The organism is Peribacillus sp. NPDC101480 (assembly GCF_050277335.1).
Lineage (GTDB): Bacteria > Bacillota > Bacilli > Bacillales > DSM-1321 > Peribacillus.
Window position 1 is genome coordinate 889068 of sequence record NZ_JBNNSB010000001.1, and the last position, 20974, is coordinate 910041.

The window sequence follows — 20974 nt, forward strand, 5'->3', positions numbered from 1 at the left end:
TATTTACAATAGTAAAGAGATAATAAAAATGTTCGGAAAGGCGGGATGACCTTGCGGACGTTTTCTTTATTGAAAGGGATGCCGGTTTTTACAATCAAAGGAGAAAGAATCGGTACGGTCCACGATTTATCAATTTCTGAAATGGGTCAGGTAACAGGCTTGGTCGTTCATCAACATGCATTGTTCAAAAGAGCTTTTCATTTGAAACTCGACGATATTACTTCATTCGGTCCAGATGGGATCGTCATCATGCAACAGGATTCAACCTTAATGAAAGTGCCTGCGGATTCCATTTGCCTTTCGAAGGACGAATTATTGGGACGCATGCTTTTTTCAGAAATGGGCGAAGAGCTTGGTTTACTGCAGGATGTATATTTCAAGGAAAAAATGGGCACGATTATAGCGTATGAAACAACGGATGGGTTTTTCTCGGAGTCGACAGTGATAGAATCAAAACAGCCGCCTGCATTAGGGAAGGATACCATCATTGTTTCAGTTTATGAACAGTGAGGTGTCCATTTTGGAAATTAAATGTCCGAATTGCCGCAGTAAAGATGTTGGGAAGATTGGCGTAAATCAATATTATTGTTGGAATTGCTTTATTGAAATGACTCTATCCGAAGGGCTCATAAATACGCACCAAGTCGAGGAAGATGGAAGTTTAAGCTCATTGGACGATTTGTTTGAGGAAAATGACCGCCGCTTCGGTATGTAAATAACGGAAGAGGTGTTTGCAATGGCTAGACGTTCACGCAATACTCTAATGAATATGGGTTCGGACTTGATGAACTCGAAGATGTTTAAACGGAACATGAAGAAAATACGCAAAAGATTAAAATCATTATTATAGCAGGAATGGGTGTCCTGATAATGAGGGCACTCTTTTTTATGTATGAAAACCTCCCGCCTTTCGAAGAATAAATGAGCGGGAGGTGTTTATTGTGAGTATTCGTCTAAAGTGGTTTTATCGCCTGGGTTTTTTATTGCTCTTATTTTTCGTTATCTATATTTTTATGAAACTTAAGCCCATGTGGGGACCTGTCGTTGCTGTATGTGTGACGGTACTGCTGCCTTTTTTGATTGGTGCGTTCATCAGTTACTTGCTTCACCCAGTAGTGGAATATTTAAATGAGAAGGGGATGCGTCGCTGGCTTTCGATTACGATCATCTATTTATTGTTTTTCGGAGGGATCGGCTTTGCTGTTTATAAAGGTATCCCAGTGATGGTCAGCCAGGTCCGCGAGCTGTCGGAAAGCGTGCCGGAACTGGTTGAACAGTACCGGGGCAGCATCGATAAACTCAATCATCAAACGGCTGCCTGGCCGTTCGGAATTCATGAAAGGTTCGAAGAAGGTGTCACCCTTTTCGAAGATTGGCTGAAGCGTATACCTGAAAAGGCGATGGAGTATGCAATGAAGATGATTGATTTCATCGTCCTGATTGCATTGATTCCATTCATCGCATTTTATATCCTGAAAGATTTCACTGTTTTAAAAAAAATGGCATGGTATATGACGCCGAAAAAATGGCGCAAGCAGGGACGGGCATTCATTCGTGATGTGGATGCATCGCTTGGCGGCTATATCCGCGGACAAATCATCGTCTGTGTCGTGATCGGTTTGATTTCCTCGCTGCTCTTCTGGATAGTCGGAATGCAATATCCGCTTCTATTGGGGGCGATAATCGGGATAACGAATGTCATTCCGTATTTCGGACCGATTATTGGGGCGATTCCTGCACTGGTCATCGCCGCGACAATGTCGGTTAAGATGGTGTTGATCATCGCGGTCATCGTGCTTGTACTTCAATTTCTTGAGGGAAATATCCTTTCGCCGCTTATAGTCGGTAAAAGCCTCCATATGCATCCGCTGTTCATCATGCTCGCATTATTGGCCGGGGGGGAAATAGGAGGTATCATGGGCATGGTCCTTTCAATTCCCATATTGGCAGTATTGAAAGTTTTTGTACTTCATGCCCGCGTTCACTTTAGAAAGAAGCCGCCCCTTATTGACAAATAAAAGTCTTGTGAATATAATCCATTACATAAGATAATTCGTTGAAGGATGAAGTATGCTGAAGTCCATCTAAAAGAGAGTGGTCCCCCAGGCTGAAAGGGGCTGTAAGGTGAAGAGCAGCAGAAAGCTAGTCCTGAGAGCAGCTAATACCTGCCGTCATGCCGCGTTAAGGCTTTTATGAAGGTGATGGGCCTGGGATGAATTCCTGCGTCCATAATCAGGGTGGTACCGCGAGTAAACTCTCGTCCCTGTTTTTGGGATGGGGGTTTTTTGTGTGCTCAAAATTACATAATTTTTAAAGGAGGATATATATATGAAGTATTTAACTGGTGCTCAAATCCGCCAAATGTATTTAGATTTTTTTAGTGAAAAAGGCCATAACATCGAACCAAGTGCGTCATTGGTTCCTCATGAAGATCCATCATTGCTTTGGATCAATTCCGGGGTGGCGACGTTAAAGAAATATTTTGATGGACGGGTGATTCCTGAAAATCCAAGGATTACAAATGCTCAAAAGGCCATCCGTACAAACGATATTGAAAACGTGGGGAAAACGGCACGTCATCATACGTTCTTCGAAATGCTCGGAAACTTCTCCATTGGTGAATACTTCAAAGAAGAAGCCATCACATGGGCATGGGAATTTTTGACCGATGAAAAATGGATTGGGTTCGACAAAGACAAATTGGCTGTTACGATCCATCCTGAAGATGATGAAGCATTCGAACTCTGGAATAAGAAAATCGGTGTTCCTGCTGAAAGGATCATTCGCCTGGAGGAAAACTTCTGGGATATCGGTGAAGGTCCAAGCGGCCCGAACACAGAGATTTTCTATGACCGCGGACCAGCATATGGCGATGATCCGAATGATCCGGAATTATATCCAGGCGGGGAAAATGAACGGCATCTAGAAGTCTGGAATCTTGTGTTTTCCCAATTCAATCATAATCCGGACGGTTCTTACACACCGCTTCCAAAGAAAAATATCGATACAGGCATGGGCCTTGAACGTATGGCTTCCGTCGTTCAAGATGTGGCGACGAACTATGATACAGATTTATTCATGCCGATCATCCGGGCAGTCGAAGAGATTTCCGATGTGAAGTATGGTGTTGATTCAGAAAAAGATGTTGCATTCAAGGTCATTGCCGACCATATTCGTACGGTAGCCTTTGCAGTAGGTGACGGGGCTCTTCCATCCAACGAAGGCCGCGGTTATGTATTGCGCCGTTTACTCCGCAGAGCGGTTCGGTATGCTAAGCAAATCAACATTAATCGACCATTCATGTTCGAGCTTGTGACGGTCGTCGGCGAAATCATGAAAGACTTCTACCCTGAAGTCCTTAAGAATAAAGAGTTCATTGCAAAAGTAATCAAGAATGAAGAGGAACGCTTCCATGAAACTCTAAATGATGGACTCGCTATCCTTTCTGAAGTCATTAAAAAGGAAAAGGAAAAAGGCGGTACAACCATTCCTGGCAGTGACGCATTCCGTTTATATGACACATATGGCTTCCCGATTGAGTTAACGGAAGAATATGCAGAAGAAGAAGGCATGACGGTCGATCATGCTGGATTTGAAAAGGAAATGGATGCACAGCGTGAACGTGCCCGTTCAGCGCGTCAAGATGTGGATTCCATGCAAATCCAAGGCGGGGTATTGGGAGATATTAAAGTTGAAAGTGAATTTGTCGGCTATGATCAAGTCGCTGTCGAAGCCAGAGTTGCTGCCATAGTAAAAAATGGCGAGCTTGTAACGGAGGCACAAGAAGGTGAAGAAGTTCAAGTGATACTGAACAAAACTCCTTTCTATGCGGAAAGCGGCGGACAAATAGCCGATATAGGAACGATGGCCAGTGAATCAGTGAAGGTTGATGTCCATGACGTCCAAAAGGCTCCTAATGGCCAAAATCTGCACCGTGTAACAGTTACTGCCGGCACTTTAACAGCAGATTCCGATATCGTTGCTACGGTAAATCAAGAAAATCGGATCCATATCACGAAAAATCATACAGCGACGCATCTTCTGCATCAGGCGTTGAAAGATGTCCTTGGTACACATGTCAATCAAGCAGGTTCACTCGTACAGGCTGAACGCCTTCGCTTCGACTTCTCTCATTTTGGCCAGATAACGGCGGAAGAGATTGAACAAATCGAAACGATTGTAAATGAAAAGATTTGGCAAAGCTTACAAGTGAATACGGACTATAAAAACATCGAGGAAGCTAAGGCTATGGGCGCAATGGCGTTGTTCGGCGAAAAATACGGCAAGATTGTCCGTGTCGTTCAAATCGGCGATTACAGCCTTGAGCTTTGCGGAGGTGTCCACGTTCCGAATACAGCGGTAATCGGCTTGTTCAAAATCGTATCTGAAACCGGCATCGGTGCAGGTACTCGCCGTATTGAAGCGGTAACGGGTGCAGGGGCATACAAATTGATGACTGATCAAATCGGTGTCTTGAAAGACGCGGCTGCCAAATTGAAAACGAACTTGAAAGATGTACCTTCAAGAATTGAAACGGTACTAGCTGAAGTGAAGGAACTTCATCGTGAGAATGAAAGCCTTACTGCAAAATTAAGTAATATTGAAGCAAGCAGCCTTGTTTCTAACGTAAAAGACGTTAATGGCGTTCAAGTATTGGTGGCGAAGGTTCAAGCTACCGATATGAATAATCTGCGTGCCATGGCGGATGATTTGAAACAAAAGCTCGATTCTGTCATTATCGTATTAGGTTCGGCCCAAGGTGATAAAGTCAATTTGATTGCCGGGGTGACCAAGGATTACATCGACCGCGGCTTCCATGCTGGTAAATTGGTCAAAGAAGTTGCTTCCCGTTGCGGCGGCGGCGGTGGCGGACGTCCAGATATGGCCCAAGCCGGCGGAAAAGACCCTGAAAAATTGGATGCAGCGCTTAATTTTGTTGAAGAATGGGTCTTATCGATTTCATAATCAATGGAAAGTGTTGTACAATGTAGGTAATAGTGGATTCTGGACGCTGAGGAGAGGTGCATGTTTATGAGTTCCTTTGATAAAACGATGAAATTTAATTTTCCCGAAGAACCATTCGAAAGAGATGTACAAGAAGTATTGTCTCAAGTTTATGTTGCACTTCAGGAAAAAGGTTATAACCCGATAAACCAGATTGTCGGTTATCTATTATCTGGTGACCCGGCCTACATCCCGCGCCATATGGATGCTCGAAACATTATTCGTAAGCTTGAACGCGATGAAATCATCGAAGAATTGGTTAAGTCGTATCTTAAGAACCATCGAGAGGAATACTAATGCGCACAATGGGACTTGATTTAGGTTCAAAAACCATCGGCGTTGCCCTGAGTGACGCGATGGGTTGGACTGCACAAGGATTGGAAACGATCAAAATTAACGAAGCTGGAAATGACTTCGGCTTTAAACGCCTCAATGAAATCATAAAAGAACATGATGTTTCTAAAATTGTCCTCGGTTTACCTAAAAACATGAATGGTACCGTTGGACCGCGAGGCGAGATCAGCCAAGATTTCGCTAAACGATTAGAAAACAAATTCAAGCTGCCGGTGTTTCTCTGGGATGAACGGTTGACAACTATGGCGGCTGAACGTGTCCTTCTTGAGGCGGACGTGAGCCGAAGCAAACGCAAGAAAGTCATTGATAAAATGGCGGCTGTCATGATTCTGCAAGGATTCTTGGACAGACAAACAAATTCAATATGAGGTGAATACAAATGGAACACGGCGAAAACAACATTACAGTAGTAGATGAAAACGGAAACGAGCAGCTTTGCGAAATCCTTTTCACATTCGACTCAGATAAATTCAACAAATCTTATGTACTTTACTATCCGATGTCTGCAGAAGATGATGAGGAAGAAATCGAAATCCACGCTTCATCATTCGTACCAAGCGAAGATAATAAAGATGGTGAACTTACACCGATCGAAACAGAAGAAGAGTGGGATCTTGTCGAGGAAATGTTAAATACATTCCTTGACCAAGAAGAAGCGGAAGAAGAATAAGAGAAAAAACCGGCCCTTAAAGGTCGGTTTTTTTTTTGAAAAGAGGAAGATTTGGAACGGAAGGTGGGAGACTCCTGCGGGAAAAGCGTGTCTAAGGAGACCCCGCAGGCGGAAGCCGAGGAGGCTCCCGAGACGCCCTCGGAAAGCGAGTACCTGGAGTGGAAATTTAAGTCCACCACCAAATAACATTTCATGGTTCGGTTGTGACCATTCCGAGCCATTTTTTTAGGCAAAAGGGTTACTATCTGAATCGATTGGAGCGAGTGCCTGAAAACAAATAAACGTTCAACAAACCTGTAATAAACTGTGGACATGAAGGTCGTTTTTTTCATTTATGTACCAGTAACACCTTATCTTTTCTCTGCGAATAAAAGCATAAAAGTGGCGAACGGACCTAAAAATAATGATAGCAAGAACCAATTCAACGCCGTTCTATTTTTACCTTGAGCAAGTCCGGCGTTTATGAGTGCCAATGTCCCCCAACCTACAAAATAAGAATTATCCAACTCCTTCACACCTTTCTTTTTCTTCAAATTTTTATGGCACTCCGATATGAATATTCCTGCCCTTGCCTGAAATGCCTGACACATGCAGGAAACAAATTTTTAAGCTGAGTAAATAATTAAAACAAAGTTTTTTGGAGAGTAAGGTACGAGACTCCTGCGGGAAAAGCGCGTCTAGGGGAGACCCCGCAGGCGTAAGCCGGGGAGGCTCCCGGACCGCCCGCGGAAAGCGGGTGCCTGGAGCGGAAATCAATATACCCTCAAAAAAACTTTAGACAGAGATATCACTATTTTCCTATTAAATTACACCTGTATATTGACAAAACTAGTGCGTTTTTGCCATAAATAGAGTATTGATGAATGTAGTTTTGCAAAAAACATGTAATTATTTGTTGATTTTAGTATAATGTTCGAAGCAAAGATTAATTAGAGAAAGCATCATCTAGAAACCATTCTGTAGTTGGTGTGAGTTTGCAGGGGGAATGAACGTGGATGAAAAAGATAAAAATTTATCTAAAAAGGAACATATCCGAATGAAATTGTTAGAACAGCAAGGAGAAGCCAAGCTGGTTCGTAAAATCATCATGATTACGATAGCTTCGCTTATTTTACTAATTGGGATAGTTGGTCTTGTGGGCTTTTTATATATCAACTCAGCCATGAAACCAGTCGATCCGGATGATGACACCATCAAGAAAGTGAAAATCCCAATCGGTTCTTCCGTTAACGGAATTTCAACACTGCTTGAAGAGCAGGGGATAATCAAGGACGCACGCGTATTCAAATATTATATTAAATTCCGCAATGAATCCGGTTTTCAGGCAGGAGAGTATAAATTATCACCTTCCATGCCAATTGAAGATATCGTCACAAGCATCAAAACCGGAAAACTCATGAAGGAAGCTGCAATGAAGATAACGATTCCTGAAGGAAAGCAGCTTGTTCAAATTGCCGATATCATCGCAGTGAAGACGGGGGAAGATCCGAAAAAGGTCTTTAAGAAATTGAATGATAAGAAATTCGTTAATTCCATGCAAGAGAAATTTCCGCAGCTCTTGACCTCGGAAATTGAAAATGAAAAGGTTTTATATCCGCTTGAAGGATACCTTTTCCCAGCTACTTATGACTTTTATGAGGAAAAGCCGACACTGGAATCGATCGTCATCGAGATGCTGAAGAAAACCGAAGAGACGTTGCAGGCATACGAGACCCAGATGGACAAAAACGATTATTCCGTACATGAGATGCTGACCTTCGCTTCGCTTGTTGAAGAAGAGGCGACGGCACAGGTCGATCGCGGGAAAATAGCTTCCGTCTTTTACAATCGTATCGAGGAAGATATGCCGCTTCAAACGGATCCGACCGTTTTGTATGCAAAAGGTTCACATAAGAGCAGGGTGTATTATAAAGACCTTGAGGTGAAATCGCCTTATAATACGTATAAGAATAAGGGGCTGCCTCCAGGGCCGATTGCAAATGCCGGAACGACATCGATCGATGCGGTACTGAAGCCTGAGAAAACGGATTACCTATACTTTTTGGCAACACCTGAAGGGGAAGTCCTTTACTCGAAGACCTTGGATGACCACAATGTCAAAAAGGCAGAGCATATTTCCAATAAATAAATAAAAAAATGCAATGAGACTGAGGGGGGAGAGATATTACTTTCCCCTTGTTTTTATGATAGAATAGTACAAGTGAATTTTAGATCCGATTCCTATCGGTGACGTAACTCGGCGAATGCCGGGTTTTATTTTGAAAGATAAGGAAATGTAGATCGTCAAGCATACTTGTTTCAGCTGCTCCTTGTGAGGAAATTGACCTATCAATTTCTTCATGATACTGACCAAGCGCTTTTGTTTTCCTTATAATTGGAGGAAACGTTTTGAACGGAAAAATAGAACAATATCTTCATTCCTTAATTCCGGAGCGTACGGGTTTGCTTAAGGAGTTGGAAGATTTTGCGATGGAAAATAATGTGCCGATCATGGAGCCCGAAGGCATTGAGGTGCTGCTTCAGATTTTAAGGCTTCATCAGCCTAAGGCGATATTGGAGGTTGGTTCGGCGATTGGCTATTCGGCAATAAGGATGGCTGAGACCCTTCCGGAAGCTCGAATCGTCACACTTGAACGGAATGAAGCCCGTATTGAGCAGGCAAGAGCTAACTTCAAGAAGGCGGGACTGTCGGAAAGGATCACCCTCATTGAAGGGGATGCCCTTGAAGCTGGACCGAAAGTCATGGAACATGGTCCGTTTGATATCATCTTCGTTGATGCAGCTAAAGGGCAGTACAAGCGATTCTTTGAGCTGTTTGAACCATTCCTGGCTGGTGCTGGCATAATCATTACTGATAATGTTTTATTCAAAGGCCTGGTTGCCGAAAACATTGAAGAAATGGAAATGACGAGAAGAAAGCGAGCTCTCATCAAAAAAATCAGAGACTTTAACATCTGGTTACAAGACCATCCCAATTTCGATACCGTAATTTTGCCGATTGGTGATGGTGTGGCCATAAGTAAACATAGAGGTGACAAAAATGAAAAAGCCTGAATTACTCGTGACTCCGACAAGTGTCGATCATATAACAGAACTCATCGATGCAGGCGCTGACGCCTTCGTCATTGGCGAACAACGCTATGCACTAAGGCTGGCAGGAGAGTTCAAACGTGAAGATGTCGAGAAGGCGATTGAGCTTGCACATGCCGCGGGCAAGAAAGTGTATGTATCCATGAACGCCATATTTCATAATGAAAAAGTGGACGAGCTTGAAGGGTATGTCACTTTCCTTAAAGAAGCTGGTGCCGACAGGATCATATTCGGTGATCCCGCAGTCTTGATGGCTGTTCGTGCAGTGGCACCTGATATGCCCCTGCACTGGAATACAGAGATGACGGTAACGAACTGGTACACATGTAATTACTGGGGGAAACGCGGTGCTGTCCGTGCCGTGGCTGCCCGTGAGATAAGTCTGGACGAGATAGTGGAAATGAAGGAAAATGCCGAAGTGGAGATTGAAGTGCAAGTGCACGGCATGACATGCATGTTCCAATCGAAGCGTACGCTTCTAGGTAATTACTTTGAATACCAAGGCAAGGCAATGGAAGTGGAAAATCGGAAGGAAAATAGAAGTATGTTCTTGCATGATAAGGAACGTGAAAACAAATATCCGATTTATGAAGATGAAAATGGCACACATATCATGAGTCCGAATGATATGTGCATGATTGATGAACTTCAGGAATTGATTGAAGCGGAAATCGATTCATTGAAAATCGAAGGGGTATTGCAAACACCGGAGTATATCATTGAAATGACAAAGCTATATCGGGAAGCGATTGACGTATGTGCTGAAGACCCTGACCGCTATGATGATATGAAATCTGAGCTCTTTGAAAAGGTCAAAGCGGTTCAGCCGGATAACCGCGAGTTGGATACCGGGTTCTTCTTTAAAGAATCGGTTTATTAAAGAAAAGGGTAAGAGAAAGAGGAGGAATAGCCTTGAATGCTATTGCTGATAAAATTTCCAAGATCGTTGATGGAAAGAGAGTCATTGTAAAAAAACCGGAATTGCTGGCTCCGGCCGGCAACCTTGAAAAATTAAAAATTGCCGTCCATTACGGCGCGGATGCCGTGTTCATTGGCGGTCAGGAATATGGTCTTCGTTCCAATGCCGGCAACTTCACGTTTGAGGAAATGAAGGAAGGCGTCGAATTCGCTAAAAAGTATGGCGCTAAAGTATATGTAACGACAAATATCTTCGCCCATAATGAAAATATCGATGGCCTGGATGAATACCTGGAAGGACTTCAGGAGGCTGGGGTTCATGGTATCATCGTAGCCGATCCATTAATCATCGAAACCTGTAAACGGGTCGCTCCGAACCTCGAGATCCATTTAAGCACACAGCAATCGCTATCGAACTGGAAGGCTGTTCAGTATTGGAAAGAGGAAGGCTTGGAGCGGGTTGTTTTGGCACGTGAGACGAGTGCTGATGAAATCCGTGAAATGAAGGAGAAGGTCGATATCGAAATCGAGGCTTTCGTTCATGGAGCCATGTGCATTGCCTATTCTGGACGATGCACCCTTTCGAACCATATGACGGCGCGTGATTCGAACCGCGGCGGCTGCTGTCAGTCTTGCCGTTGGGATTATGATTTATATGAGTTGGATCAAGATGGGGAAAAGGCTTTATTCGATAAAGAAGATGCCCCATTCGCAATGAGTCCAAAAGACTTGAAGCTGATTGAATCACTGCCAGGCATGATTGAAATTGGCATAGACAGCTTAAAAGTCGAAGGAAGAATGAAGTCCATTCATTATATAGCAACAGTTGTCAGCGTCTATCGTAAAGTGATTGATGCGTATTGTGCCGATCCGGACAATTTCAAGATTGAACAAGAATGGCTGGAAGAGCTTGATAAGTGTGCGAATCGTGAGACGGCATCATCGTTCATGGAAGGTGAAATTCCTGGGTATAAACAGCAAATGTTCGGGAATCATACCGTAAAGACTCGCTTCGACTTCGCAGGGTTGGTGCTTGATTACGACGAGGAAACTAAAATCGTTACCATGCAGCAACGTAACTTCTTCAAGCCTGGAGATGAAGTGGAGTTTTTTGGACCGGAAATCGAAAACTTCACTCAAAAAATCGGTACGATCTGGGATGAGTCAGGTAAGGAGCTGGAGGCAGCCCGCCATCCGCTTCAAATTGTCCGCATTCAAGTAGATAATAGAGTTTATGTGAACAATATGATGCGGAAGGAGAATTGACATGACAAGAAAGAAACCAGTGGTCATCGGAGTTACCGGAGGGTCTGGATCAGGTAAAACAAGTGTTACCCGTTCCATTTTTGAATTCTTTCAAGGACATTCCATCCTGATGATCGAACAAGATTATTACTATAAAGATCAAAGTCATCTGCCTTTTGAAGAGCGCTTGAAAACGAACTATGATCATCCGCTTGCCTTTGATAATGATTTGCTAATCGATCACATTAACGCATTGCTGCGCTATGAAACGATAGAGAAACCGGTTTATGATTATTCGATCCATACGCGTTCGGAAGAAGTCATCACAGTTGAGCCCCAGGATGTCATCATCCTTGAAGGGATTCTTGTGCTGGAGGACGAGCGCCTCCGGGACCTGATGGATATGAAGCTATATGTTGATACGGATGCAGACTTGCGGATCCTTCGTAGGATGACCCGTGATATTAAAGAACGCGGCCGTTCCATAGATTCCGTCATCGAACAATACATCAGTGTCGTTCGGCCGATGCATAATCAATTCATAGAACCGACGAAGCGTTATGCCGACATCATCATTCCTGAAGGCGGTCAAAACCATGTGGCAATTGACCTCATGGTGACAAAAATTCAAACAATCCTTGAACAAAAGTCTTTTTTGTAATAACATAGCATAAATAATGATAGGTGCCATTTTCCTCCGTTTATTTAAATAATCCCAACTATTTATTGGGAAAGACTGGACAAATGTTGGAAAACGCAATACTCTATTCTTGATACAGAACGAACCGGCTGCACACCGCAGTCGGTTTATATACTAAGGAACGGATGTTTCTTAGTATCGAAGCGCGTACTTTTTAAGTCGCGCAATTATATATTCTGACTCGATTTCAGGGTTAAGCACTATATAGTACATAAACTTGTCACAGCGAATGCTTGCTGTAAAGAATTTGAAGGAGTGAAGGGTTTTGGCAATTGAAAAAGAATATCCAATGACTATTGAAGGTAAGTTAAAGCTTGAACAGGAACTTGAACAGTTAAAAACGGTTAAACGTAAAGAAGTGGTGGAAAGAATCAAAATCGCCCGCAGTTTTGGAGACCTTTCCGAGAACTCAGAGTACGATTCCGCAAAAGAAGAGCAGGCTTTCGTTGAAGGACGTATTACAACTATCGAAAACATGATCCGTAATGCAAAAATCATTGAAGGCAATGATTCGAATACTGATACAGTTTCACTTGGAAAGTCGGTAACATTCGTTGAACTTCCAAATGGTGACGAAGAAACATATTCCATCGTAGGAAGCGTTGAAGCGGATCCATTCGAAGGGAAAATCTCCAATGATTCCCCGATCGCGAAAAGCCTGATAGGGAAAAGGGTCGGCGACAAGGTATCTATCATGACACCTGGCGGCGAAATGAGCGTCAAGATTGTTTCCATCGACTAATTAAATGCAAAAGGGATGTCCATTGGGCATCCTCTTTTTTATGGAAAAATGCCCCGTAAATTTGTTCAAAATTGTTTAAAAATTCGCACCTCGTCAACAATGGTTACGAGGTGTATTTTATGAAAAAGAAACGAATGAGGTTGCTGGCTCTTTTTTTGACCGCTTTCATGCTGATGCTCATAGGCAGGCTTGCCTATATCCAACTTGTATCGACAGAATCTTTTTCAAAGCATAATGTGAACCTGTTAGAGGCAAGCGTGAATCAGCGTTCACAGATATTAAAGATTGATGATGGACGCGGAAAGTTTTATGACAGAAATGGAGAACCGCTTGCACATGAAGAAATCCCGACGCTCGTCCTATTTCCATTTTTAAAAAAAATGACATGGCCTATAGATGAAGTGGCCTCGATAATAGGCAAATCGGAAGCGGAGTTAAAACGTGCGATAGAACAAGCGGAAGAACCATTCGTATTTGGCGGGGATGAACCGATAGAGTTGTCATCCAGCCAATCGAAGGCAATCAATGAACTGAAGATTCCCGGGGTCTTTGCCGTGAACGAGAAATTATATCATGATCAAACTCCTGCAGCGCAATTGATCGGCACGACGAATATATCAGATGCGGAAAAGAAAAAACGTTATCCGGACATGAATTTATCTCCTGAAACTAAAATAGGCAATACGGGGCTGCAAAGGACCTTCGATGAGTTCTTGCTTTCCGCTGGGGAATCTAAGCTCGTTTTTCACGTGGACGCCAGCGGAGGACCAATGTTCGGTGTCGATGTTAAATATGTGGAACCTGCAAATCCGCTTTACCCGGTGAAGGTCGTGACGACGATCGATAAAGAAATTCAGGAAAAAGCGGAGAAGCTCGTCGATGACCGCGGGATAAAAAAAGGCGGTCTTGTACTGATCGATATTGAAAAAAGTGAAATCGTCGCAATGGTATCACGTCCGGCGCTTAATAAAAAAGATCCGAATGGCGAAGGCGCCGTCAATATGATGCTGACTCAAAAAACACCGGGCTCCGTCTTTAAAACGGTCACGGCAGCAGCTGCCATCGATTATGAAGCCGCTAGTCACACCCGGACATTTAATTGTAATTTGACGATAGACGGGAAAACGGATAAACAGAGGGAACTGGGCATGCTTAATTTTGAAAATAGCTTTGCCCAAAGCTGCAACAGGACGTTTGCCGAATTGTCACAGGAAATATCCGAGAAGGATCCGGACTTTTTGGATAAATATTCCAAAATGTTAGGGCTGGTTGGTGAAACGGGCTGGCAAGGGGACGTGTATCACACCGAAGTCACTCAGTTACATCATGAACAAGCCGGTAAGGTCTGGCATGATGATGATTTAAAAAAAGATCCGAAAATGATTGCCAAAACGGCAATTGGCCAGCAGGATGTCCAAACGACACCGCTTGCGATAGCGAATATGATGGCTACGATTGCACGCGGCGGCAAGAAAGAACAGGTCAAAGCCGTTTCAAAGGTCGAATTTAACAACAGTACGACCGTCGTGGATTTTCCCAATCAAAGTATTGGCGGCGAGACACTGTCTCCATATACGGCGATGAAGATGCAGCATCTTCTTAGGAAGGTCGTGACGGAAGAGAAGGGGACGGGCGCTGCCTTGAGAGATTTGCCTGTTGAGGTCGCCGGCAAGTCTGGAACAGCTCAGACCAATATCGAAAAAGGGGAGCTCAATAAATGGTTTGCGGGCTACTTTCCATATAAAGATCCCAAATATGCTCTTGTTACCGTAAGTTTTGAAACAAAGGAAAACAGTTCCAGCATGACGCCTCTTTTTTCAGATATTGTAAAAGTCCTGTACTCCAAGGACCAGGACAATAGCGAGAATTGACGAAAAGTGTAGGAAACCCTTCCCTTCTATCTCTAGCTAAATCATGTTAAAATGAGGCAGTAAGAAAAGGTAAGGGAGGAATGGACCTTGGGCTCACGTTTTAATCAGAGAGATCAAAAAAGAAAAGTAAATAAAATATATAATATTGCTATCACCATCGTTTCCATTTTAATCGTCATTGTCGCAGTCACGATTTTCTTAAGTGACGATGGCACCGAAACAAAAAAAGCCACGACTGAACCAAAGCAAATCGCCGATACAGATTCAGGGAAGGTAGCGGACAAGCCTGCTGGCAAAAAGGAAGAAACGGATTCAGAGAAGGAAGACGCAGTAGGAGATAGTGAAGCAACAACAGAGGAAGATGCAGAAGAAGATAGTAAAGCAACAGAGGAAGATTCAGAAGAGAAGGCAGAAGATGGTGCAGATCCAGAAAAAGCAGGGGATGCAGACCTTGTGGAAGTGGAAGGCAGCGGTGATGGCAATGTTGCGGCAACTTATAAGAGTGAAGGCTGGAAACCAGTAGGAACTGAGCAATCCGGGGAGCACACTACACGCTTCGATAAGGGCTCGGTCGATTGGAATGAAATGAGTAAAGCCATAGCAAGCGGAGCCGGAATCGATGAAGGCAGCATGAAGCTATGGTGGCTGCAAAACGGCGGTTCGTCAAACACCGCAATCGGAACCGTTTCTGAAGGAGATAATCCTAAAACCTTCCGTGTTTATATTGAATGGGTGGACGGATCAGGTTGGAAACCTGTAAAAGTCGAAGAACTGAAGACAAACGATAAAAGGTAAGGTTCAAATCATAAACATAAAACCCCCGAAAAGAATTCCGCTTTCGGGGGTTTTTCATCGTGATCATTTTTTTGCTTTAAAGTGTACGACAGCACTATAAAAACGTCTGCCTTCCTCACTTACATACATTTGGTGTGATACGGATTCCACCTGAAGCATGATCGCTTTATTGATTTCAATTTGTGATTGGATTTTTTCTTCAAGATTCTTGATGCTTTCTGCTTCGAAAAATTCTATTTTATCTTCGAATAAGTTTAAGTCAAGTTGAAAACTCATGACTGTTCCCCTCCAACATTTAGATACTGTTAGTTTAACACCATTTTCTCCGAATCTGAACCGAATGATGGATTTGCCTAAAAAACAAGAACTGTTTCTGTGTTTATTTCATATTATGCTTATAGGTTTTATTATCTTATCATAAAAAGGTGATTAAAAATGGGCAGAGAATTTATCGATTTATTTGAAGAATGGTCGAAATCGTATGATGATACGGTTAGTGGACACGATATTGAGTATCAAGAGGTTTTTAAACATTATGATAGGATATTGGATAGCGTCACGGATCGGGCTCATGGTCATGTACTGGAGTTCGGCGTAGGTACCGGGAATTTGACGGAAAGGCTTGTGAGGAAAGGCCTAAAGGTATCGGGAATTGAACCCTCACCTGCGATGAGGGAAATAGCGGTAAGCAAGCTGCGTGGAAAAACAGAAATTGCAGATGGGGATTTTATCGATTTTCCGAAGCCGGAACAGGTCGATTCGATCGTGAGCACGTATGCGTTTCATCATTTAACCGATGAAGAAAAAGAAAAAGCGATAGCCAACTATGGAAAGTTACTGAATACTGGTGGTAAAATAGTGTTTGCGGATACGATGTATCAATCAAGGGAAGCTCATGAACGGGCGATTCAAGATGCAAGGCAGGCAGGCTTTCATAATTTGGCGAACGATTTGCAAACGGAATATTATACTACGATTCCTTTTTTGGAAAAAGCACTTGAAGCAAATGGATACAAGGTGAACTTCGAGCGCTGCAATCAATTTGTCTGGATTATGGAGGCGGAAAAATTATAGGAAGAGGTTTTTACTAATGAAGGTGGCCATAATCGGAGCAATGGAAGAAGAAGTTACGATTTTACGTGATAAATTGGAAGGTTTGGAGCGGGTGACCATTGCCGGTTCCGAGTTCAATACAGGAACACTGAATGGTGTCGAGGTCATTTTGCTTAAATCGGGAATCGGTAAAGTGAATGCGGCAATGTCAACAACGATCCTGTTAGAAAAATTCAAACCGGATGCAGTCATCAATACTGGCTCTGCCGGCGGATATCATCCAGCACTTAATGTAGGGGATGTGGTCATATCCACGGAAGTTCGCCACCATGATGTAGATGTGACGATTTTTGGATATGAGTACGGTCAAGTCCCTCAGCTTCCGGCAGCTTTCATCCCGGATAAAAAGCTTCTCGCAATCGCAGAAGAAGCAGCAAAAGAAATCGAGGATATTCAAGTGGCGAAAGGGTTGATCGTTACGGGGGATTCTTTCATGAATGATCCTGTCAGGGTTGAATTCGTCAGAGGGAAATTCTCTGATCTATACGCGGTGGAAATGGAAGCGGCAGCCATTGCACAGGTAGCCTTCCAATTCAAAACACCGTTTGTCATCATTCGTTCCCTTTCGGATATCGCAGGTAAGGAGTCCAATATTTCCTTTGATAAATTCCTGGAAACTGCGGCTCTTCATTCAGCGGCACTGATTTTGAAAATGGTCGAAAAAATGAAATGAATGGTAAGTGATCAGCGGAAGCCTTTCCGCTGATCATTCTTTATTGCATAATCCTTATTAAATTGGTAGGATAACTATGAAAGGATGTCCGAATATGAAAGTCTTTAAAAACATTCATGAGTTGATAGGGGAAACACCGATGATGGAAATCACCCATTTCCCGCTTCCGGATGAAGTCCGTATCTTTGCCAAACTGGAATACTTTAATCCGGGAGGCAGTGTGAAGGATCGGCTTGGTCAGGAATTGTTAGCTCAAGCGTTACAGACAGGGAAGGTGAAAAAGGGCGGGACGATCATCGAACCGACTGCCGGAAATACTGGAATCGGATTGGCGTTGGCTGCGATAAACAGTGGCGTGGACGTGATTTTTTGCGTTCCGGAGAAATTCAGTGCAGAGAAACAGGAATTGATGCGTGCTCTTGGAGCGAATGTGATCCAGACCCCGACAGAGGAAGGAATGACAGGTGCGATTGCCAAGGCTAAGGCGCTGCTGGCTGAAATTCCGGGATCTTATTGTCCACAGCAGTTCGCCAACCCATCCAATCCTGATGCATATTATAAAACGCTGGGACCTGAAATATGGGAACAGATGGAAGCCGATGTAGATGTGTTGGTTGCCGGCGCCGGGACGGGCGGGACATTCATGGGAACATCGCGATATATAAAAGAAAAGAACGCTGCTGTCAAAACGGTCATCGTCGAACCAGAAGGATCGATTTTAAACGGCGGCAAAGCAGGACCCCATAAAACAGAGGGCATCGGGATGGAATTTTTGCCAACCTATATGGATGCAACGTATTTTGACCAAATCCATACGATAAGCGATCATGACGCTTTCCATATGGTAAAGGAATTGGCGCTTAAAGAAGGCCTCCTTGTCGGCAGTTCTTCGGGCGCGGCATTTGCAGCGGCCATGAAAGAAGCAGCCAAGGCTCCACGTGGGTCAAATATCGTCGTCATATTTCCGGATTCCAGTGAACGATACTTAAGCAAAAAAATTTATCAGGGAGGTATGTAAAATGAGAAAAAAAACACAATTGATCCATGGCGGCATTGCTGGTGATGAAAAAACAGGAGCGGTTTCGGTGCCGATTTATCAAGTGAGCACCTATAAACAGGATGGACCTGGAAATCACCGGGGCTATGAATATTCCCGCACAGGAAACCCAACCCGCCATGCCCTAGAAGAGTTGATCAAGGATCTCGAAGAAGGAAAAAGAGGCTTTGCCTTCGGATCAGGAATGGCAGCGATGACCGCGGTTATGATGCTGTTCAATCAAGGTGATCATGTATTGATGACCGATGACGTTTATGGAGGGTCTTTCCGGGTCATCACTAAAGTGCTTAACCGCTTCGGGGTGGAGGCTACGTTCATCAATACGAGTGACATACACTCGATCGAAAAAGAGATAAAGGACAATACGAAGGCGCTGTTCATTGAAACCCCGACGAATCCATTATTGAAAATAACCGATTTGGGGGAAGTATCTAAAATAGCTAAAGAAAACGGCATCCTGACCATTGTGGATAATACCTTCAGTACGCCGTACTGGCAAAATCCACTTGCACTTGGAGCCGATGTCGTGCTTCATAGCGCCACGAAGTACCTGGGGGGACACAGCGATGTTGTAGCGGGTCTTGTGGTGGTGAATGATGAAAAACTTGGCAATGACCTTCATTTCATCCAAAACTCTACAGGAGGCGTGCTAGGGCCCCAGGATTCATGGCTGCTGATGCGAGGCATTAAAACGCTGGGTATCCGGATGGAAGAGCATGAAAAAAACACATCCGAAATCGTCCGTTTCCTATCCGGGCATAAAGACGTTTCGAAAATCTATTACCCTGGTCTTGAAAGCCACCCGAATCATGATATTGCCAAAAAACAATCGCGTGGATTCGGCGGTATGGTTTCATTTGATGTCGGCAGTGCCGAAAAAGCCGCATCCGTTTTGAATAAAGTGAGATTCTTTACACTTGCGGAAAGTCTGGGAGCAGTGGAGAGCTTAATTTCCATTCCAGCCCTGATGACACATGCCTCCATTCCGGCTGAGCGCCGTGCTGAGCTTGGAATAACCGATGGGTTGATTCGCATTTCAGTTGGCCTGGAAGATGTTGAAGACCTGTTGGAAGACTTGGAACAGGCGCTACAAGGATAATCTGAGAGGGAACACTTCCAAGCTTACTGCCATTATTTACACCCTGGAATTTGGAATAAATATGGTAGAATGAGATATCGATATCTTATTAGCTTGAAAGAAGGTGGAATGGCATGAGAAACCGCAAAATACAAACGGCGGCAATGCTGCGTTCGAAAATGGTCGATTTTAAACAATTTGCGATCACTTTGTTATGTGTGGGTTCGTTCTTCTATTTAGGAACCATCCTTCCCTCTGGCGACAAAGCGATCATTGACACATATGTCTATATGGGAGCGACAATAACGTTCCTGGGCATATCCATAGTATTTTTCTCATTATCCAAAAAATATAAAAAGATCTTGGCCGAAATGGATGACCAGGACTCTTTAAAACAATAAAAGCAAACTAAAACAATAAAAGCAAACCTTAGTTTAGACAAAAGGGTTTTATCTAAATTTCAAAACAAAGTTGATTGGAGCGGTTGTGCGAGACTCCTGCGGGAAAAGCGCTCCGAGGAGGCTCCCGGACCGCCCGCGGAAATCGACGTTACAAACCCTCATAAAAAAACCTGATCCTTTAAAGGATCAGGTTTTTTTTCTAGTGTTGTTGCCAATAGGGCGGATTTATCATACTTCGTGCCATTTAGGTAATAATAGCCCCTGAAAATGGGTGAAAAGATCGAAATTTTCAAATAAATAGGCAAAAGCCGTTTACAAATATCGAATTTGTGGATATACTTACCAAGTAATAAAAAAAATTCCAAAGGAGGTCGAAGAAAATGACATTGTATCTACATGGAGTCGTCGCAATCGCAATAAGCCGGTCCGTTTCAAATGACAATCAAATAACATTCGACCTGTGCCAAGCGGAATATTTCTAAAGCAATTTGGCTTTATTAATCATTCAGACATAGCGGCTGCAGGGAGAAGTGTTTTATCCTGCGGCCTTTTGATATTTTCAAAAAGAACCCGCAGGAGGACGTAACTTTCTGCGGCCTTTTTATGCCTTTTTGTAGGCCGCCCCTTTAAAGGAGGTGATATTATGACACTGAATATGCTTTTTTTCACAATCACGATTAAAATGAAAAAAATGACTGCCGAGGAATGTTTGCAGCAGGAGAGAATCCACAAGATTCGGGAAGAACATCTAGATAAAGCGATGAAGCATCGTCCTTTTTTCTAAAAAATATACGAGGTTGGTATTCCGTTCATAAAAAATTAAGAAAGGTGGAGGTTAATATGTTGAACTTGTTATACGTAAAAGGAGAGAAGCGTTGCTATTGGCAGGAGAAGGATACCGGCTAACGGATTTGCCGGTGCATCGCCATGGTTTATATATGTACAGGGAAACTCGGCACTCGGGCCGAGTTTTTTTCTTTGCCTGAATCAGCAGCACGGACCTGATCCTCCATAACCAAATCCACATCCCGGCAACCACCAAAACCCGAAAATGAGCAACAAAATCAAGAGGACAATAAACAGGCCATAACCAAAGCCGTAACCGGACCCTGCATAGCAAGGCGCAGGGGCCGGATAACCATAACAGCATCCGTATGGTCCATAGTTATATCCCATCGTAAAACCCCCTTTCCCTAAAAAATTCCCTATCATTATATGAACAATTGCCTTCGTTCGCTTGGGAATTCCTCCAGGCTGGTTTGA

23 protein-coding genes are annotated in these 20974 nt (G+C 43.5%); 21 read left to right on the plus strand and 2 right to left on the minus strand.

The window, feature by feature from the left end; translation table 11 throughout:
* Positions 1-51 precede the first annotated feature (51 nt).
* The 7 genes from ACQKMF_RS04395 (at position 52) to ACQKMF_RS04425 (ending at position 6028) form a co-directional block, all read left to right on the plus strand.
* Complete coding sequence (locus ACQKMF_RS04395) at positions 52-510, plus strand: PRC-barrel domain-containing protein (RefSeq protein WP_427571947.1); 459 nt, start codon at positions 52-54, stop codon at positions 508-510.
* Positions 500-715, plus strand: a complete 216-nt coding sequence (locus tag ACQKMF_RS04400) for a hypothetical protein (protein WP_034311361.1) — start codon at positions 500-502, stop codon at positions 713-715. The genes ACQKMF_RS04395 and ACQKMF_RS04400 overlap by 11 nt, the downstream gene beginning before the upstream one ends.
* Positions 716-941: 226 nt before the next feature.
* Positions 942-2018, plus strand: a complete 1077-nt coding sequence (locus ACQKMF_RS04405; RefSeq protein WP_101222644.1) for an AI-2E family transporter — start codon at positions 942-944, stop codon at positions 2016-2018.
* 310 nt (positions 2019-2328) lie between these two features.
* A complete protein-coding gene (gene alaS / locus ACQKMF_RS04410; RefSeq protein WP_427571950.1) occupies positions 2329-4965 on the plus strand; it encodes an alanine--tRNA ligase in 2637 nt (878 codons plus the stop codon).
* A gap of 66 nt (positions 4966-5031) precedes the next feature.
* Positions 5032-5301, plus strand: a complete 270-nt coding sequence (locus tag ACQKMF_RS04415; protein WP_034311358.1) for an IreB family regulatory phosphoprotein — start codon at positions 5032-5034, stop codon at positions 5299-5301.
* Entirely contained in the window at positions 5301-5726 is a 426-nt protein-coding gene (gene ruvX, locus ACQKMF_RS04420; protein WP_034308633.1) for a Holliday junction resolvase RuvX, read from the plus strand. The genes ACQKMF_RS04415 and ruvX overlap by 1 nt, the downstream gene beginning before the upstream one ends.
* Positions 5727-5737: 11 nt before the next feature.
* Positions 5738-6028 (plus strand): DUF1292 domain-containing protein, encoded by a 291-nt coding sequence (locus ACQKMF_RS04425; protein ID WP_063232962.1) that lies wholly within the window; start codon positions 5738-5740, stop codon positions 6026-6028.
* Between the two features lie 350 nt (positions 6029-6378).
* Here the strand turns inward: ACQKMF_RS04425 and ACQKMF_RS04430 are convergent, their stop codons facing one another.
* The gene (locus tag ACQKMF_RS04430; RefSeq protein ID WP_230177103.1) at positions 6379-6561 is read right to left on the minus strand and encodes a hypothetical protein; all 183 of its coding nucleotides are present in this window, start codon (positions 6559-6561) and stop codon (positions 6379-6381) included.
* Positions 6562-7013: 452 nt separating this feature from the next.
* On the opposite strand from ACQKMF_RS04430, the gene mltG reads away from it, so the two are divergent.
* From mltG to ACQKMF_RS04470, 8 genes are all read left to right on the plus strand, one after another.
* Positions 7014-8156: an endolytic transglycosylase MltG gene (gene mltG, locus ACQKMF_RS04435; protein ID WP_427571952.1), complete on the plus strand. Its 1143-nt coding sequence runs from the start codon at positions 7014-7016 to the stop codon at positions 8154-8156.
* A gap of 260 nt (positions 8157-8416) precedes the next feature.
* Positions 8417-9082: an O-methyltransferase gene (locus ACQKMF_RS04440; protein WP_101222641.1), complete on the plus strand. Its 666-nt coding sequence runs from the start codon at positions 8417-8419 to the stop codon at positions 9080-9082.
* Positions 9069-9998 (plus strand): peptidase U32 family protein, encoded by a 930-nt coding sequence (locus ACQKMF_RS04445; protein WP_101222640.1) that lies wholly within the window; start codon positions 9069-9071, stop codon positions 9996-9998. The genes ACQKMF_RS04440 and ACQKMF_RS04445 overlap by 14 nt, the downstream gene beginning before the upstream one ends.
* Before the next feature lie 32 nt (positions 9999-10030).
* Positions 10031-11302, plus strand: coding sequence for a peptidase U32 family protein (locus tag ACQKMF_RS04450; RefSeq protein WP_427571954.1), 1272 nt, complete (start codon positions 10031-10033; stop codon positions 11300-11302).
* A gap of 1 nt (position 11303) precedes the next feature.
* Positions 11304-11942, plus strand: a complete 639-nt coding sequence (gene udk, locus ACQKMF_RS04455) for a uridine kinase (RefSeq protein ID WP_034308619.1) — start codon at positions 11304-11306, stop codon at positions 11940-11942.
* Between the two features lie 304 nt (positions 11943-12246).
* Positions 12247-12723: a transcription elongation factor GreA gene (gene greA / locus ACQKMF_RS04460; protein WP_101222638.1), complete on the plus strand. Its 477-nt coding sequence runs from the start codon at positions 12247-12249 to the stop codon at positions 12721-12723.
* 119 nt (positions 12724-12842) lie between these two features.
* Positions 12843-14594, plus strand: coding sequence for a peptidoglycan D,D-transpeptidase FtsI family protein (locus ACQKMF_RS04465; RefSeq protein WP_427571957.1), 1752 nt, complete (start codon positions 12843-12845; stop codon positions 14592-14594).
* 87 nt (positions 14595-14681) lie between these two features.
* Positions 14682-15389 carry a YrrS family protein gene (locus ACQKMF_RS04470; RefSeq protein WP_427571959.1) on the plus strand — a complete coding sequence of 236 codons (708 nt, stop codon included), beginning with the start codon at positions 14682-14684 and terminating at the stop codon, positions 15387-15389.
* Positions 15390-15452: 63 nt separating this feature from the next.
* Here the strand turns inward: ACQKMF_RS04470 and ACQKMF_RS04475 are convergent, their stop codons facing one another.
* Entirely contained in the window at positions 15453-15665 is a 213-nt protein-coding gene (locus ACQKMF_RS04475; RefSeq protein WP_048682770.1) for a DUF2536 family protein, read from the minus strand.
* A gap of 159 nt (positions 15666-15824) precedes the next feature.
* Between ACQKMF_RS04475 and ACQKMF_RS04480 the strand changes: the two genes are divergently transcribed.
* From ACQKMF_RS04480 to ACQKMF_RS04505, 6 genes are all read left to right on the plus strand, one after another.
* The gene (locus tag ACQKMF_RS04480) at positions 15825-16463 is read left to right on the plus strand and encodes a class I SAM-dependent DNA methyltransferase (protein WP_427571961.1); all 639 of its coding nucleotides are present in this window, start codon (positions 15825-15827) and stop codon (positions 16461-16463) included.
* Between the two features lie 16 nt (positions 16464-16479).
* Positions 16480-17175 (plus strand): 5'-methylthioadenosine/S-adenosylhomocysteine nucleosidase, encoded by a 696-nt coding sequence (mtnN, locus tag ACQKMF_RS04485; protein ID WP_427571963.1) that lies wholly within the window; start codon positions 16480-16482, stop codon positions 17173-17175.
* A 94-nt stretch (positions 17176-17269) separates the two neighbouring features.
* Complete coding sequence (locus ACQKMF_RS04490; protein ID WP_427571965.1) at positions 17270-18193, plus strand: PLP-dependent cysteine synthase family protein; 924 nt, start codon at positions 17270-17272, stop codon at positions 18191-18193.
* Position 18194: 1 nt separating this feature from the next.
* A complete protein-coding gene (locus ACQKMF_RS04495; protein ID WP_402938521.1) occupies positions 18195-19331 on the plus strand; it encodes a bifunctional cystathionine gamma-lyase/homocysteine desulfhydrase in 1137 nt (378 codons plus the stop codon).
* Between the two features lie 113 nt (positions 19332-19444).
* A complete protein-coding gene (locus ACQKMF_RS04500) occupies positions 19445-19711 on the plus strand; it encodes a YrhC family protein (RefSeq protein ID WP_230177044.1) in 267 nt (88 codons plus the stop codon).
* 643 nt (positions 19712-20354) lie between these two features.
* Entirely contained in the window at positions 20355-20495 is a 141-nt protein-coding gene (locus ACQKMF_RS04505; RefSeq protein WP_072273247.1) for a YrzI family small protein, read from the plus strand.
* The last annotated feature ends 479 nt before the right edge of the window (positions 20496-20974 follow it).